General features: G+C 40.3%; 12 protein-coding genes. 2 read left to right on the top strand and 10 right to left on the bottom strand.

The window, feature by feature from the left end; translation table 11 throughout:
* Positions 1–25: 25 nt before the first annotated feature.
* Complete coding sequence (locus H4J61_RS14650; RefSeq protein WP_182185744.1) at positions 26–1,441, top strand: M28 family metallopeptidase; 1,416 nt, start codon at positions 26–28, stop codon at positions 1,439–1,441.
* Positions 1,442–1,669: 228 nt separating this feature from the next.
* Here H4J61_RS14650 and H4J61_RS14645 read toward each other — a convergent pair whose 3' ends face one another.
* Complete coding sequence (locus H4J61_RS14645; protein WP_259363354.1) at positions 1,670–2,038, bottom strand: GNAT family N-acetyltransferase; 369 nt, start codon at positions 2,036–2,038, stop codon at positions 1,670–1,672.
* A gap of 317 nt (positions 2,039–2,355) precedes the next feature.
* Between H4J61_RS14645 and H4J61_RS14640 the strand changes: the two genes are divergently transcribed.
* A complete protein-coding gene (locus H4J61_RS14640; RefSeq protein WP_182185740.1) occupies positions 2,356–4,215 on the top strand; it encodes a DUF885 family protein in 1,860 nt (619 codons plus the stop codon).
* Between the two features lie 227 nt (positions 4,216–4,442).
* Here H4J61_RS14640 and H4J61_RS14635 read toward each other — a convergent pair whose 3' ends face one another.
* From H4J61_RS14635 to lpxA, 9 genes are all read right to left on the bottom strand, one after another.
* Positions 4,443–4,586 carry a hypothetical protein gene (locus H4J61_RS14635; RefSeq protein WP_182185738.1) on the bottom strand — a complete coding sequence of 48 codons (144 nt, stop codon included), beginning with the start codon at positions 4,584–4,586 and terminating at the stop codon, positions 4,443–4,445.
* Positions 4,587–4,834: 248 nt separating this feature from the next.
* A complete protein-coding gene (locus H4J61_RS14630; RefSeq protein WP_182185736.1) occupies positions 4,835–5,404 on the bottom strand; it encodes a PhnA domain-containing protein in 570 nt (189 codons plus the stop codon).
* Between the two features lie 271 nt (positions 5,405–5,675).
* Complete coding sequence (gene sstT, locus H4J61_RS14625) at positions 5,676–6,911, bottom strand: serine/threonine transporter SstT (RefSeq protein ID WP_182137654.1); 1,236 nt, start codon at positions 6,909–6,911, stop codon at positions 5,676–5,678.
* Positions 6,912–7,038: 127 nt separating this feature from the next.
* Positions 7,039–8,415, bottom strand: coding sequence for a tRNA lysidine(34) synthetase TilS (gene tilS, locus H4J61_RS14620; protein ID WP_182185734.1), 1,377 nt, complete (start codon positions 8,413–8,415; stop codon positions 7,039–7,041).
* A gap of 95 nt (positions 8,416–8,510) precedes the next feature.
* Positions 8,511–9,467: an acetyl-CoA carboxylase carboxyl transferase subunit alpha gene (gene accA, locus H4J61_RS14615; RefSeq protein ID WP_182137652.1), complete on the bottom strand. Its 957-nt coding sequence runs from the start codon at positions 9,465–9,467 to the stop codon at positions 8,511–8,513.
* 52 nt (positions 9,468–9,519) lie between these two features.
* A complete protein-coding gene (gene dnaE / locus H4J61_RS14610) occupies positions 9,520–13,074 on the bottom strand; it encodes a DNA polymerase III subunit alpha (RefSeq protein ID WP_182185725.1) in 3,555 nt (1,184 codons plus the stop codon).
* An 8-nt stretch (positions 13,075–13,082) separates the two neighbouring features.
* Positions 13,083–13,733 carry a ribonuclease HII gene (gene rnhB, locus H4J61_RS14605; RefSeq protein ID WP_182185723.1) on the bottom strand — a complete coding sequence of 217 codons (651 nt, stop codon included), beginning with the start codon at positions 13,731–13,733 and terminating at the stop codon, positions 13,083–13,085.
* An 18-nt stretch (positions 13,734–13,751) separates the two neighbouring features.
* Positions 13,752–14,900 carry a lipid-A-disaccharide synthase gene (lpxB, locus tag H4J61_RS14600; protein ID WP_182186043.1) on the bottom strand — a complete coding sequence of 383 codons (1,149 nt, stop codon included), beginning with the start codon at positions 14,898–14,900 and terminating at the stop codon, positions 13,752–13,754.
* A 64-nt stretch (positions 14,901–14,964) separates the two neighbouring features.
* The gene (gene lpxA, locus H4J61_RS14595) at positions 14,965–15,753 is read right to left on the bottom strand and encodes an acyl-ACP--UDP-N-acetylglucosamine O-acyltransferase (RefSeq protein ID WP_182137649.1); all 789 of its coding nucleotides are present in this window, start codon (positions 15,751–15,753) and stop codon (positions 14,965–14,967) included.

Here is a 15,753-nt window from a genome sequence, read left to right as displayed (position 1 = left end):
TGCAATAATAAAATATTTAAATACTATGGCAACACCAATAACTATGATGCGCATATTTAACTCTTCACTAGAGAAAAACACTGATTATAAACTCAAAATATTATCGGTTGTGTTAGCGATTACCTGCTCATTTTCTAGCGTTGCAGCAACAATACCCTTAAAACAAGTGGTCAAAGATATTACCTATTTAGCCGCTGACAATTTAAAAGGTCGGGCAAGTTTTAGCCCTGAAATTGACCAAGCGGCAAATTATATTGCTCAGCGCTTTGCTAATATTGGCCTAAAGCCCCTGCAAACCAATCTCCCGTTAAGTAAAGCAGCCATTAATGCGACTCTTGACGCCAAAGATAAACCTGCGCTGTTCTTACAAACTTTTACTGTCAATCAAATTCAAGCTCAAACGCTTAACGTGGTGTTAAATAGTAAAAAAATTAGTCCTGAATACTTGGCTATAGCGACAACGATGGAACAAGTAAATTGGCAGTTCGGTAATGCACAAAGCCATAGGGTTGATAGAACCGATGATTTACGTAAAATCTTAACTGAGTTAAACCAAGTAGGTGGTCAACACTTAGTTATTATCAATAGCGCACATGCCAAAAGCTTTAAGGCTTATCAAAATTATTTTAATCGTGGCTTAACTAAGCTTTCACTTGAACATCCTGGTGCTATTGTCATGGTATTAAGTGACGAAAATAAAATTGAAAACTATAGCGTTAACGCCAGTGCAATAATCACTAAACAATCGCTAACCAATGTAGTGGGTGTCTTACCCGGTATTGAAAGCCCTAAAGAAATCGTTTTATACTCATCACATTACGACCACTTGGGTATCACAGAAGATGGTAAACAAATCTATAATGGCGCTGATGACGATGCGTCGGGTACGACAGCGGTATTAAATTTAGCGCAATATTACGCTCAAAAAGGTGATAACAAACGTACGTTAATGTTTAGTGCTTTTACGGCTGAAGAGATTGGCGGCTTTGGCTCTAGCTATTTTTCACAGCAGCTTAACCCTGATAACGTGGTTGCCATGATCAATATTGAAATGATTGGCAAACCATCAAAATTTGGCGCAGGAACCGTTTGGATGACGGGTATGGAACGCTCTAATTTAGGCGCATTACTCAATGAAAAACTCATCGCGCTTAACACACAAATATACCAAGACCCCTACCCAAAACAAGGGCTATTTTATCGCTCAGACAATGCAACTTTGGCGCGTTTAGGTGTACCTGCACACAGTTTTAGCAGTACACAACTCGATAAGGACCAACATTATCATCAAGTTAGCGACGACATTAGTAGCTTAGACTTATCATCGATGCATAAAGTCATTGAATCGTTAGCCACAGCAACACAGTCGCTTGTTGACGGCGCAGTAACACCAACGCGTATTGATAAAGCGCAAGTAGCCACTGAAGGTAAAATTTACTAAACTGATTATGCTTTTTAGTTTTAAAGTCAGTGTTAGCCTTCAAAAATAATATTGACCTTTACGCCTAACCTTAGGTCTAACTTAAGACTAATTTTAATGGGCGAGCCTTTAATAAGAGCGCCCTTAATTAGAGAAAAGTTAATCCGGCGTATGATAACCAAAAGCACTAAATTTTTAAGCGGCTATTTTTAAGCGGTTACAGCTCAGCTATTTGCTGATTATTGCTGATTATTGCTGACATTGCCAGCGCATTTGATACTCGAGTTTATTGCTATCCATCACCACAAAATCATGGCGTAAATATAACTGCTTAGCCGGATTTTTTAACAATACATTTAAGGTAATAGCGAGCTGTTTTTCTTGAGCTTTACGCTTAACTAACTCAAGCACCCTGCTGCCGATTCCTAGACCTTGATATTGCGGTAATAACTGAAATTGACGCAGGTGAATTTTATCAGCAAACAAGCCTAATTTTAATAATCCAATCGCTTTATTTTGGTATGAAATAATATACGAATCAGAAAAATACTCATCAATGCGCAGCATATGCGCCGTATCGTCAAGATACAGTCCAGCATATTGTAAATGCTTGTTCATCGTTACTTTTCGTAAGCTTAACAGAAAAGCTCTATCGTTTATTATTGCCTGTCGAAAGCTAACCATAGCTGCACGCTTTTGGCTAAGGTTATTACTGGCCAATACTTTATTTATTTGTCACCTCGATGGCGAATAATTTATCCATCTATGACACTACTATAGCAAGTTGATTCATGAGGTAAACCATAAATTTCTGCTTTGAACTATGAGTGAAGAACTGAAAGTCATCGCAAAAAAACCACCATTGAGCGCGGCATGCTTGATCGCTAACGAAAGATAACGGCAATATAGCGCATAAACTAAAATAGGACTCCAACATGACCTTCAATAAATCACTTATTGTTATATCTATTACCGCGGTACTATCCGTTGCTTGCAGTAATGAAACTATAACACCCGTTGTTAAAGGCAATAATGCGCTTGCAATGCCATCTACATCAGCACAACTTAATAGCACAGCTGAGGCTTCTCAAGCAGCAAATGAGTTATTTGACACTATTTTTATGGAAGGCGTTAATCGTAATCCTGTTAGACAAACCTATCTTGGCATTAAAACTGACTACGATAAGTGGCAAGATCTATCAGAGGAAAATAGTGCTCAAGAGCTAGAATTTGCTAAACAAGCGCTGCAACGAATTCAAGTCATTGACATCAATAATGTCGATAAACAAACCCAGTTGAGCTACCAGCTACTTTCACAAAAATTAACACAAAAAATTGCTGACTATCCTTGGCGTCACCATAACTACCCTGTTAACCAAATGTTTGGGGTGCACTCACAAATACCCGCATTACTGATTAACCAACATAGTATTCAAGACACTAAGCAAGCCCATGACTATATTGCCCGTGTAAAAAACTCGAAACTGTTACTGGAGCAATTGGTTGATCAACTTAAAATCAGAGCTGATAAAGGTATTATTGCCCCCAAATTTGTTTTTGCTCATGTCATACGCGATGCAAGCAATTTACTGGTAGGTGCCCCATTTGATAATCAAGCTGACAGTACTTTATTTACAGACTTTAATAAAAAAATAGCACAATTAGAACTCTCTGATGAAGAGAAACAGTCCTTAACTGATGAGCTAGCAAGCGCCTTAACAACAGAGTTTAAGACCGGCTATCAAGCATTAGTCAGCTACTTAACTGAACTTGAACAACAAGCTGATGATAACTACGGTGCCTGGAAATTTCCACAAGGCGATAAATTTTATAATAATGCCCTAAACCGAACAACCACCACTGAATTAACCGCAGATGAAATTCATAAAATTGGTGTAGATGAAGTTGCACGCATACATGATGAAATGCGCGTGATCATGAAAAAGGTTAACTTTGAAGGCTCATTAAACGAGTTCTTCAAATTTATGCGCCACGACCCACAATTTTATTATGCTGGCGATGAAGCTGGCCGTCAGCGTTATTTAACTGAAGCAACGGACATCATTAATACTATGAAAGATGAGCTAGATCAGTTATTTATTACTAAACCAAAAGCAGACTTAAAAGTTAAACAAGTTGAAGCGTTTAGAGAGAAATCTGCGGGTAAAGCCTTTTACCAACAACCCGCTCCTGATGGCTCACGCCCTGGTATTTACTACGCTAACCTTTACGATATGACAGCCATGCCAACGTATCAAATGGAAGCACTCGCTTACCATGAAGGCATTCCTGGCCATCATATGCAAATAGCGCTAAAACAAGAACTTGAAGGTATTCCAAAGTTTAGAAAGTTTGGTGGTTACACAGCTTATAGTGAAGGTTGGGGTTTATATTCAGAGATGATCCCAAAAGAAATTGGCTTTTATCAAGACCCTTACGCTGACTTTGGCCGTTTGGCAATGGAGCTATGGCGCGCCTGCCGTTTAGTGGTCGATACTGGCATGCACAATAAAAAATGGGATCGTACAAAAAGCCTAGCGTATTACATGAATAATACGCCAAATGCAGAGTCTGATGCGATAAAAATGGTTGAACGTCATGCCGTTATGCCTTCACAAGCCACAGCATATAAAATTGGTATGTTGAAAATTGTGCAGTTGCGAGCCAAAGCAAAACAACAGTTAGGCGATAAGTTTGATATCCGCCAATTTCATGATGTTGTATTAACCAATGGCGCAGTACCGCTTAACGTATTAGAAGATATGGTTAATGACTACATCGCATTAAATCGTTAACGCTATGGTGAGTTAGGCTTATAATAGCTTAAGTATCGCCACTCTTTCACATTCATGTGATCCTGTCATTGCTGGGATGGATGTCGGTACTTAGCTTTTGTTGAAAACATAAAAGCTGACCATTCATCCTGAATATAAAAAACGCCAAGTGCATAAGCATTTGGCGTTTTTATTTTAACGGTAATTATGCTTAAGCTGACCATTAAGCGGGTTTTATTTTTCGCCGCTTATTTTTCGCCATTCAGTTTTCCCGCCCCACGACACCATGCTAAACCACACATAACCAGTAATGCCCCAAAAACTAAAGATAAACTTACGGGGTCATTATTTAACCTTGCCCCTAAATACAAAGCAAAAACAGGTGTCATCATAGTAATCAGCGCAACAGTACTCGCCCTCCTAATCATTGTAAGATGAAAAAACAGGCTAAAAATCCAACCAGTGAGCCAAATATGTCCAGATATGTTCAGATATGTCCAGATATAAGATCGCCCAAATTGAGCGTACTTGTCACTGCTGATAAGGCAAACTACCATCAAATAAAAAAAGCACTAAGCAGAGGTTAGGCTGATAGTGCTTTCGTCGTTATTTATTGGCTTATAATAGCGCTGTTTTAACGTTAGGCTTTCTTTAAATAGCTAGCCACTAGCACAATACGCGTTCCGTTAACTTTACCTTCGATATGCTCTGGATTATCCGTTAAGCTAATGCCACGCACCATAGTGCCTTGTTTAGCGGTAAAGTTTGCGCCTTTAACTTTTAGATCTTTAATCAAGGTGACATTATCGCCATCTTGCAATTCAGCGCCATTGCTATCGCGTGTTGGCCCTTCGCGCTCAGCGGCAGCTATACCCTGCTCTGCCCATGTTTTTACCGCATCTTCTAGATAAATCATATCTAGCGCATCTTGCGCCCAGCTTTCTGCTGACAATTTATGTAGCAGACGATAAGCCATGACTTGCACTGCAGGTTCTTGATTCCACATCGCGTCAGTTAAACAACGTAAATGATTAATATCAAGCTCAGCATTGCCTTCGACTTGTGCTAAACAAACGTTACACAAATAAATGCTTTGCTGGGCACTTAAATCACTGGTTGGCGGCACAGGAAATACCGTTAAGTTGTCAGTTGAAGTACAAAGTTCACAACTTGAGTTACTACGTTGCTTTAATGCCTGTTCGGTTACCATGATAATATATCCACAAAAATTTTGGCGTTATTATGCTCTTAATTAAGCGATTTAAGAAGTGCTGATTATTGCCACGGTAGAAATTAAGCCGCACAATTTATTTAATGACAGTGTTTTACTCTATTTTTCCTAAAGCAGTTTTAAAGCTTTACTGCTTTAGGCAGTAAAATTGCAATAAAGCCATCGAGCTGAATGTATTTCAGGACGATGGCTTTTTTCAGTATATTCCGTAGGACAGTAACAAAGCACACTAAAATTTAAGTTAAATGTCTTATAAATTTTTAGTAATATGATGTGAGGCCGCTGCCGTAAAAACAACATCTGTAGAGCTATTCAGTGCTGTTTCTGCTGAGTCTTGAATAACACCAATAATAAAACCTATCGCCACCACTTGCATAGCAATGTCATTATCAATACCAAACAAACCACAAGCCAGTGGAATAAGTAATAATGAACCACCCGCAACGCCTGAAGCACCACAAGCTGAAACCGCCGCAATAACACTCAATAAAATAGCGGTAGCAAAATCAACTTCAATATTTAAAGTGTTCGCTGCCGCCAGGGTTAATACGGTAATCGTGATGGCCGCTCCAGCCATGTTAATAGTGGCACCTAAAGGGATAGAGACCGAATAAGTATCCTCATGTAAATCAAGTTTTTCACATAATTCCATATTTACAGGAATATTTGCTGCCGAACTACGCGTGAAAAATGCAGTAATACCTGACTCTTTTAAACACCTTAGCACTAACGGATAAGGGTTTTTACGCATAACAAAGTAAACAATGACGGGATTAACGATCAATGCCATGATCAGCATTGAGCCTAAAAGTACCAGCACTAAGTGGCTAAATTCACCTAAGGTATCAAAGCCTGTTGTCGCTACTGTATTGGCGACTAAACCCATGATGCCTAAGGGTGCGAAACGAATAACTAACTTAACAATACTTGAAATAGCTTCAGCAAAATCATGCACCATCACCTTGGTTGAATCACTGCCTTTTTTCAACGCGAAGCCTAAACCTAAGCCCCAAGCTAAAATACCAATAAAATTACCAGTAACAACGGCATTGAAAGGGTTATCAACAATTTTAAAAGCTAATGTTGATAATACTTCACCTAAACCTTGTGGGGGATTAGCGCTGGCGCCAACTAAATCTAAGGTTAATTGCACAGGAAAAATAAAACTTAATACCACCGCCACTAATGCCGCACTTATAGTGCCAATTAAATAAAGCCCGACAATAGGCTTCAAATTCGCATCACTATTCGGTTTTTGATTCGCAATAGATGACGCGACTAAAGCTAAGACCAAAATAGGCGCAACCGCTTTCAATGCACTGACAAATAAACTGCCCAGCATGGAAAATGACTGAGCAATAGCAGGTGCAACAAGTGCTAAAGCAATGCCCAAAATAATAGCAATAATGATTTGGTTAACAATATTAATCGCTTTTAGTTTGCTAAAAAGTGACTGACTTTCTAAAGGAGTATTTTCTGTTGTCATAGTTGCTCTTATTTAAGTTATTATTATTTGAATTATTGTTATTTAAGTTATTAAGATAACGTATTGATGAAATATTTTTTACCACTTATGCACCAGAACTGTCTAGTTTATTCGTTACACGGTAACTTTAAAAAGACAGTTCACCCTGCCATAAAATAGCCAACGCTGAATTTTTGTTATCAGCGACATAGTCCTGACAAACAAACTGCCCTGCTACAGCGACTAGTTCATGATCATAATATATAAAAGGTAATCTTTTTCTCTGCCATGGCGGGATAGCAAGCTCTTGTAATACTTTTTTTACCGGGCGTGAATGCTGTCGGTATTGCGGTAAACAGATAGGATTTTCGTGAGAAAAACGTATCGTGACTATTTGATTATTATTTGGTTTTTTGATCAAGGCTTGCCAATGACTTATATCTTGCTCTTGTGTGAGTAAACTCGAAAAGCTCAACACGCCTAATTTATCTGGAAGACAAACCTGGAAGGATTTTTCATCGGCTAAAACCGCTACATCTAAACTCTGTTGCCATTTTGAAAGATCCTGATAAATAGGTGTTAAGTACAGCGCTGTTTTATATCGCCTTATGCAACACGCGGCTAACTGAACAACCGGCGACTTATCAGCTTGTGCATTTAATTGTTGGCATATTTGCATTAGTTGTTGACGACTTGGCATCAAAAAATCATGGCTAGATAAAAAATAGCGTAACAGGTTTTTAAGCCTTGGCTCACTCAGTGCATTCAATTTAGCAACAGATAACTGACAAGACGAATATTGGCAATCCGCTAAGTCTTTCTGCGCTAATTCATCTAGCAGTTGCTGCGCTTCCAAGCAATGCTCAGCACTGCGCGCTATCGTCTTATTGATACTTGGCCAACGCGCATCCAATGTTGGTAAAATTTGATGACGCAAAAAATTTCGCTCAAAGCGCTCATCGCTATTAGACTCATCTTCAATCCAACTCAGTTGCTGCTGATTGGCATAGGCAACAATATCGGTACGAGATATCGATAACAGCGGCCGAGCAAGCGTATGCTGCGCTAACGGTAAGCTTGCCTGCATAGCCGATAAACCTTTTAATCCCGAGCCACGTTTTAAGGCCAATAAAAATGTTTCTGCTTGATCATTGAGATGATGACCGGTAACAATAAAAGCAGGTTCAGTGCTTGCTTGCACTAAAACTTTATAGCGTGCATCACGCGCAATCGCTTCTAAGCTTTGCTGTGCTAGCTTTTTTAAATTTAATTTATGACTGATAAAAGTTAAAGATAGTCTATCGCATTCTTGTTGTGCAAACGTTTGCCACGCATCGGCATCAGGACTTAAACCGTGGTTAACATGACAAACAACAATAGCATTGGGCAGTTGTTGCTGTTGTTTTAATTTTGCCAAGGCAACAAGTAGTACTTGGGAGTCTACACCACCGCTATAGGCAATAATAATAGGTTTTTCTGGTGTAGGTTTAAAGAAACTCACCAGTGCTAATTCAATTATATTCACAGTTCTAAAACAACATCGCGTATAAAATATGATGACTAAGGGAAGTGTTACCAAGCATATAAAAAGCGACCCTTTGTCGGTCGCTTTTTATGGTTTTAACAGTAGCCGAATGACATTAATTTATCATAACGACTTTCAATTAATTCATCGCTGGAAAGTTTATCAAGTTCAGCAAGATCAGACTTTAACGCTTGCTTAAGAAATGCCGCCATTTGATCCATATCACGATGAGCACCACCTAAGGGTTCTTCAACAATACTATCGATAAGCCCTAACTCTTTAATACGTTTAGCCGTAATACCCATAGCTTCTGCTGCTGTCGGTGCTTTATCAGCCGTTTTCCACAAAATAGAGGCACAGCCTTCTGGAGAAATCACTGAGTAAGTTGAATATTGCAGCATATTCACTTTATCACCAACACCAATAGCGAGTGCACCACCTGAGCCACCTTCACCGATAACAGTACAAATAATCGGTACATTTAAACGTGACATCGCTTTTAAATTCGTCGCAATCGCTTCACTTTGGCCACGTTCTTCAGCGCCAATACCAGGATATGCACCCGGGGTGTCAATAAAAGTGATAATTGGCATTTTAAAGCGCTCTGCCATTTTCATTAAACGCAAGGCTTTACGGTAACCTTCTGGACGAGGCATACCAAAATTACGTTTAACTTTTTCATTAGTTGAACGACCTTTTTGATGACCAATAATCATCACAGGTCGACCGTCTAAACGCGCCGTGCCACCAACAATAGCTCTATCATCAGCATAGGCTCTATCGCCAGCCAATTCGTCGAATTCAGTAAAAATACGTGGCAGATAATCTAAGGTATATGGGCGCTGAGGATGACGTGCAACTCGCGCCGTTTGCCAAGGATCTAAACCAGAGAAAATCTTTTGAGTGAGTTCGTTATTTTTCTCTCGCAACTGAGAAATTTGATCTTCTAAATCAAGATCTAATCCTTGGCCATTATTGACCAATTGCAATTCTTCAATTTTTGCTTCAAGTTCCGCAATGGGGAGCTCAAAATCTAAAAAATTTAGTGACATATGATTATTCTTACCTATGTTGGCTTTGAGTACCGTTGTTAATAAACGCTACCTATTTAAATTTTAACTCGACTTGCTCTTCACCCAATAGGGTTTTCAAATCGTATAATAGCGTGTCGCTTGGCGATACGCGCCACTGTACTCCCAACTCTAGCATACCTTGCGCTTCATCTCTTTGATAAAAAACACGAACTGGGCAAATACCATCTTTATAAGGCGTTAACACCTCCGTAAACTGATCGATAAATCGTCCTGACAGATGATTTTTATCGATTTGCAAATCTAATGACGTGACATAGTTTTCCCGTGCATCAGCAATGGTCATAATATCTCGAGCGGTCATTGTAATACCCCCAGAGTAATCATCAAAGCTGACCTGTCCACTACAGACCAAAATTGCATCAGATATGAGTAATTCAGCGAACCTATCGTAGTCATCTGGAAATAATCGGATATCCATACGCGCACTTTTATCGTCTAGCGTAACTAAGGCCCAGCGCCGTCCACGTTTGTTGACTAATACCCGCACCGCTAAAACCAAGCCTACGGCTATACTAGTTTTATCTTTATTGGTTGGCTGTAAGCTGACTAAACGCCCGGTTGCATAACGTTTAATTTCATTTAGATAACGATTTATTGGGTGACCGGTTAAATATAAACCTAATGTTTCTTTTTCGCCATCTAGCCAGCGTTGTTCAGGCCACTTTGCAACCGTTTTAAATGCTTGTCGATTGTCTTCTGGCTCTTCATTAATCAAACCAAATAAGTCGTTTTGCCCAATAGCTTGTGCCTTGGCATGTTGCTCAGCCGCTTTTAGCGCTTCGGGTAAAGTCTCAAACAAGGCAGCGCGATGTGGCCCGTCTTTGGCATTAGGGCCAAGCGCATCCATGGCACCAGACTTAATTAGTTTTTCTAATATGCGTTTATTAATTTTTTTCAAATCAACTCGAGCACAAAAATCAAACAAATCAATAAACTCACCATCACTTTCACGTGCGGCGATTATGGCTGCTATCGGGCCCTCACCAACACCTTTGACCGCGCCAATACCATAGATAATTTGGTCGGCGTCATTAACAGTGAACTTATAGTGGCCACGGTTAACATCTGGTGGTAATAAATCAAGTCCCATGTTGCCGCATTCATCAACTAAGGTAACAATTTTATCTGTGTTATCCATATCGGCTGACATTACTGCCGCCATAAAAGGTGCTGGAAAATGGGTTTTCATCCACAGCGTTTGATAAGATACTAAAGCATAGGCGGCAGAATGTGATTTGTTAAAACCATAGCCGGCAAATTTTTCAACTAAATCAAAAATCTTTATCGCCAACTCACCATCAACGCCACGGCCAACAGCACCGGCTTCAAAACCCTCACGCTGTTTGGCCATTTCTTCTGGCTTTTTCTTACCCATTGCACGACGTAACATATCTGCGCCACCCAGCGAGTAACCCGCTAGCACCTGGGCAATTTGCATAACCTGTTCTTGGTAAAGAATAATGCCGTAAGTGGGCTCAAGGATAGGTTTTAAGTCAAGATGTTGCCAAGTTGCATCAGGATAACTTATCGCTTCACGGCCATGTTTACGTTCAATAAAGTTATCAACCATGCCTGATTGCAAAGGCCCAGGTCTAAACAGTGCTACCAAGGCAATGATATCTTCAAAGCAATCTGGCTTAAGTTTGGCGATAAGTGACTTCATACCGCTGGATTCAAGTTGGAAAACAGCCGTTGTTTCCGACCTTAATAACACTTTAAAACTGGCTTTATCTTCGAGATTGATAGTCGCTAAATCAATCCGCTCTTTACCCTGTTTCAACAGTTTTTCATCAGCCATTTCTATGGCCCACTGCAAAATGGTTAAGGTACGTAAACCAAGAAAATCAAATTTAACTAAACCGGCGTCCTCAACATCATTTTTGTCAAATTGGGTGACCGGATTTTTACCGTCTTCATCACAATAAAGGGGGGCAAAGTCAGTAATCGTAGTAGGCGAAATAACCACACCACCGGCATGTTTACCGGCATTTCGTGTTGTACCCTCTAAGATTCGGCACATATCAATAAGATCTTTTACGTCACTGTCTTGAGCATACATCTCTGGCAGTTTTGGCTCTTCTTCAAACGCTTTTGCTAAGGTCATGCCCGGAGTGGGTGGGATCAACTTTGAAATACGGTCAACAAAACCATAAGGATGACCAAGCACTCGACCAACATCACGAATAACCGCTTTTGCGGCCATAGTACCAAAGGTAATAATTTGCGATACCGCATCACGGCCATATAACTCGGCAACGTGGTCAATCACCTCATCGCGTCTGTCCATGCAAAAATCAATATCGAAATCAGGCATAGAGACACGTTCAGGGTTGAGAAAACGCTCAAAAAGTAAATCATATTCAAGGGGATCAAGGTCGGTGATTTTTTGAGCATAAGCCACTAACGAACCTGCCCCTGAACCACGTCCAGGTCCGACCGGAATATTATTATCTTTGCTCCACTGAATGAACTCCATCACGATCAGGAAATAACCCGGAAACCCCATGTTATTAACCACTTTTAGCTCAATAGCTAAGCGTTCGTCATAAGGTTTACGTTTCTCGGCATAATCAGGGGCGTTTTTGTCAAATAAAAATTCTAATCTTTCTTCTAAACCTTCTTCTGATACTTTAACCAAAAAGTCTTCAATCGATAAGCCCTCAGTAGGAAAATCAGGTAAGAAATATTCCCCTAAGCGCACGGTAACATTACAGCGTTTGGCAATTTCGACTGAGTTGGCTAGTGCTTCGGGGATATCAGCAAAAAGGGCTAACATTTCCTCTTCAGTGCGAAGGTATTGCTCTTTAGAATATTTTTTTGGCCGACGTTTATCGTCTAAAGTGTAACCGTCATGTATAGCAACGCGAATTTCGTGAGCATCAAAGTTATCCGGACTCAAAAACATCACTTCATTGGTGGCAACAACAGGAAGCTCATAACGAGAGGCAAGATCTACAGCAAGATGAAGGTAATTCTCTTCATCGTTACGACCGGTTCTAATCAGCTCAATATAATAACAATTAGGAAAATATTCTTGATAAAAACCGAGCATTTCATCAACAAGTTCATTATTACCTTTTAGTAATGCTTTACCAATATCGCCTTCTCGGCCACCCGAAAGTAAAATCAAGCCTTCTGCGCGCTCAATTAGCCAATCGCGGTCTAGTACCGCTTTACCTTGAATATGGCCACGTAAATAGGCTTGAGAGATTAATTCTGTTAAGTTTTTATAGCCTACATTGTTACTGGCTAAAATCACTAAACGTGATAGTTCATCTTCAAGCGCAGCGCTTTTAACCCAAAAGTCACAGCCTATAATAGGTTTCATGCCAGCGTTGTGTGCGGCATGGTAGTACTTAACTAAACCACATAAATTAGTTTGGTCGGTTAATGCCATCGCTGGCATATTTAACTCGGCTGCTCTGGCAATAATGGGTTTAACTTTTTTTAAACCATCAGATAGAGAATAGTCACTATGCACTCTTAGATGAATAAACTTGGGATCATTAGCGCTGACTAATTGACCCGATAGTGCGGCAGATATTGGGAACTCAGATTCAGACATCTAGTGCTCTAATTATTGGTAATATGGGCTGGTGTATTAGCAAGTACATTGGCGACAGGTTTAAAACTTCTGCGATAACAATCTAATACCCCATGCTCAATGATTTTTTCTAAATGTGCTTTTGTTGGATAACCCTTGTGTTGTGCAAAACCATAGTAAGGGTATAGCTTGTCTAAGGCGACCATCTCGCCATCTCTGGCTACTTTCGCTAAAATTGAGGCGGCACTAATTTCTGCTACACGCGCATCGCCTTTAACTACACTTTGCCCGGTAATATGACCACTTTCATGAGCAAACGTTGGACAACGGTTACCGTCGACTAAGACGTAATCAGGTGTCACGTTTAAGCCTTGCACAGCACGTTGCATCGCCAACATGGTAGCGTGGAGAATATTAAGGCTGTCAATTTCTTCTGGCGACGCACGGCCTATTGACCAAGCAATAGCACGTTGCTTAATTTCTCCTGACAAATGCTGTCTTTTTTTTTCTGAGAGCTTTTTTGAGTCCATTAATCCTTCAATAGGATTATCGGGGTCTAATATCACCGCAGCCGTCACGACATCGCCGACCAATGGCCCACGACCCACTTCATCAACACCGGCAATGCAGTAGGCTAAGGGATATTCAAAAGGTGGAAAAACTTTTTTAACTGCAGGCATAATTACTCTAGTTCACTATTATAATAAGTCGATAACCGCTTTAGCCGCTTGCTTGCTAGCATTTTGCTTAAGCGTTAAGTGGATATCAGTATAAGCTTGATTCAACGCAGACTGATCTTCAAACAAACGCTCTGTAACTAAAGGGAGAATATTTTCTACACTAACCTCTGCTTGCAACAGCTCAGGCACTAAGCTTTTGTTAGCAAGTAGATTGGGTAATGAAAACCACTTCAATTTCACAAAACCTTTAAACATATGATAAGTCAACGGGTTAAACTTGTAACAAATCACCATTGGGCGTTTTACTAAGGCCGCTTCTAACGTGACCGTACCTGATGCGGTTAATAAGCAGTCACTGGCAGCCATGACTTGTTGAGTTTTTCCAACAATAACCTGTACCGAAAGCTCTGGCGCAATTTTATGATGTAGTTGATGAAATTGTTGCGCCCTTTGCTCACTGATCATAGGCACAACAAAGATAACTTCAGCGCTACTTGCCTGCTCAGTACTCAAGAGTTTTTTTGCTGTCAATAAAAATGGCTCAACTAGTCGTGCCAGCTCTCCTGAACGACTACCTGGCATCAGTGCCAGTATTTTTGCTGACTCAGATAAACCCAGCGCTTCTCGCGCCATACCTTTGTCACTCACCAGCGGAATATCATCAGCAAGTGAATGGCCAACAAAAGTACAAGGTATTTGATGTTTGTCGTAAAAAGCTTTTTCAAAAGGTAATAAAGACAGCACCATATTGGTTGCTTTGGCAATTTTGAAAACGCGTTTTTCACGCCAAGCCCAAACTGAAGGGCTGACATAATGTACGGTTTTTATCGCTTGTGTTTTTAGCCGTGCTTCCAAGCTAATATTAAAGTCAGGCGCATCAATACCGATAAAAACGTTAGGTTTATTGGCAATAAAATAATCGCTTAAAGTTTTTCGAATATGCAATAACCGCCGTAAGCGACCAAGCACTTCAAAAACCCCCATTACCGATAATTCTTCCATATCAAATAGGCTTTCAAAGCCCAACGCCAACATCTTAGGGCCGCCAATACCGATAAACTTGGCCTTAGGGTAACTCAGTTGCAGTTGTTGCATTAAGCTCGCCCCTAAGGTATCGCCAGAATGCTCACCAACCACCATAGCAAAAGTTACTACAGCATCATTCATCGTTGCACTACTCGGTAAGTTATTGTCAGTTAACGATTTTGAATTCACTTTAATCACAGGAAAATCAACGGATAATACCGCGACTTGAATTTTTAATAAAGTCAGTGAAGAAGGTTAATTCAGCTAGACTTGCATCCCCTTCAGCAATTTTTTTCATGGCTTCATCAACCGTTAAGCCTTGGCGATAAACCGCTTTATAAGCACGTTTAATATGCAAGATAACCTCTTTATCAAAACCACGGCGTTTTAAGCCTTCACTATTTAAACCAAAAGGTTTTGCCGGTTGGCCTGAGGCCATAACATAAGGAGGAATATCTTTAAGAATTAAAGAATTGGCGCCAACAAAACAATGCGCGCCAATATGACAGAACTGATGCACACCGGTCATACCGCCAATAATGGCATGGTCGCCAACGTGAACATGGCCTGCAATTGACGCACCGTTTGCCAAAATACAGTGGCTGCCAACCATACAGTCATGCGCAACATGGGTGTAAGCCATAAATAAATTGTTGCTACCAATTTGCGTGAGATTATTGTCTTGAATAGTACCGCGATGCACGGTGCAGTATTCACGAAAAACATTGTTGTCCCCGATCACCAATTCTGTTGGCTCACCGGCATATTTCAAATCTTGGCAATCTTCACCAATCGAAGCAAATTGGAAAATACGATTGCCATTACCAATAGTCGTTGGGCCATTAATAACTACGTGTGAACTTATCTGACAATTATCCCCAATAACAACATTCGCTGCGATATGAGTCCATGGTCCAATGTTAACATTTTTGCCAATAACGGCCCCAGCTTCAATAATAGCCTGCGGATGGATCAATGACGTTGAATTTATCAT

The sequence above is a fragment of the Colwellia sp. MB3u-4 genome (genome assembly GCF_014077065.1).
Taxonomy (GTDB): Bacteria; Pseudomonadota; Gammaproteobacteria; order Enterobacterales; family Alteromonadaceae; genus Cognaticolwellia.
Note: the sequence above shows the minus strand (reverse complement) of the source record. Positions and strands in the feature narration are given on the sequence as shown.

Coding starts and splice junctions, on each gene's coding strand:
- H4J61_RS14650 (WP_182185744.1), top strand. CDS start 26: ATGGCAACACCAATAACTATGATGCGCATATTTAACTCTTCACTAGAG.
- H4J61_RS14645 (WP_259363354.1), bottom strand. CDS start 2,038: ATGAACAAGCATTTACAATATGCTGGACTGTATCTTGACGATACGGCG.
- H4J61_RS14640 (WP_182185740.1), top strand. CDS start 2,356: ATGACCTTCAATAAATCACTTATTGTTATATCTATTACCGCGGTACTA.
- H4J61_RS14635 (WP_182185738.1), bottom strand. CDS start 4,586: ATGATGACACCTGTTTTTGCTTTGTATTTAGGGGCAAGGTTAAATAAT.
- H4J61_RS14630 (WP_182185736.1), bottom strand. CDS start 5,404: ATGGTAACCGAACAGGCATTAAAGCAACGTAGTAACTCAAGTTGTGAA.
- sstT (WP_182137654.1), bottom strand. CDS start 6,911: ATGACAACAGAAAATACTCCTTTAGAAAGTCAGTCACTTTTTAGCAAA.
- accA (WP_182137652.1), bottom strand. CDS start 9,467: ATGTCACTAAATTTTTTAGATTTTGAGCTCCCCATTGCGGAACTTGAA.
- dnaE (WP_182185725.1), bottom strand. CDS start 13,074: ATGTCTGAATCTGAGTTCCCAATATCTGCCGCACTATCGGGTCAATTA.
- rnhB (WP_182185723.1), bottom strand. CDS start 13,733: ATGCCTGCAGTTAAAAAAGTTTTTCCACCTTTTGAATATCCCTTAGCC.
- lpxB (WP_182186043.1), bottom strand. CDS start 14,900: ATGAATGATGCTGTAGTAACTTTTGCTATGGTGGTTGGTGAGCATTCT.
- lpxA (WP_182137649.1), bottom strand. CDS start 15,753: ATGATAAATTCAACGTCATTGATCCATCCGCAGGCTATTATTGAAGCT.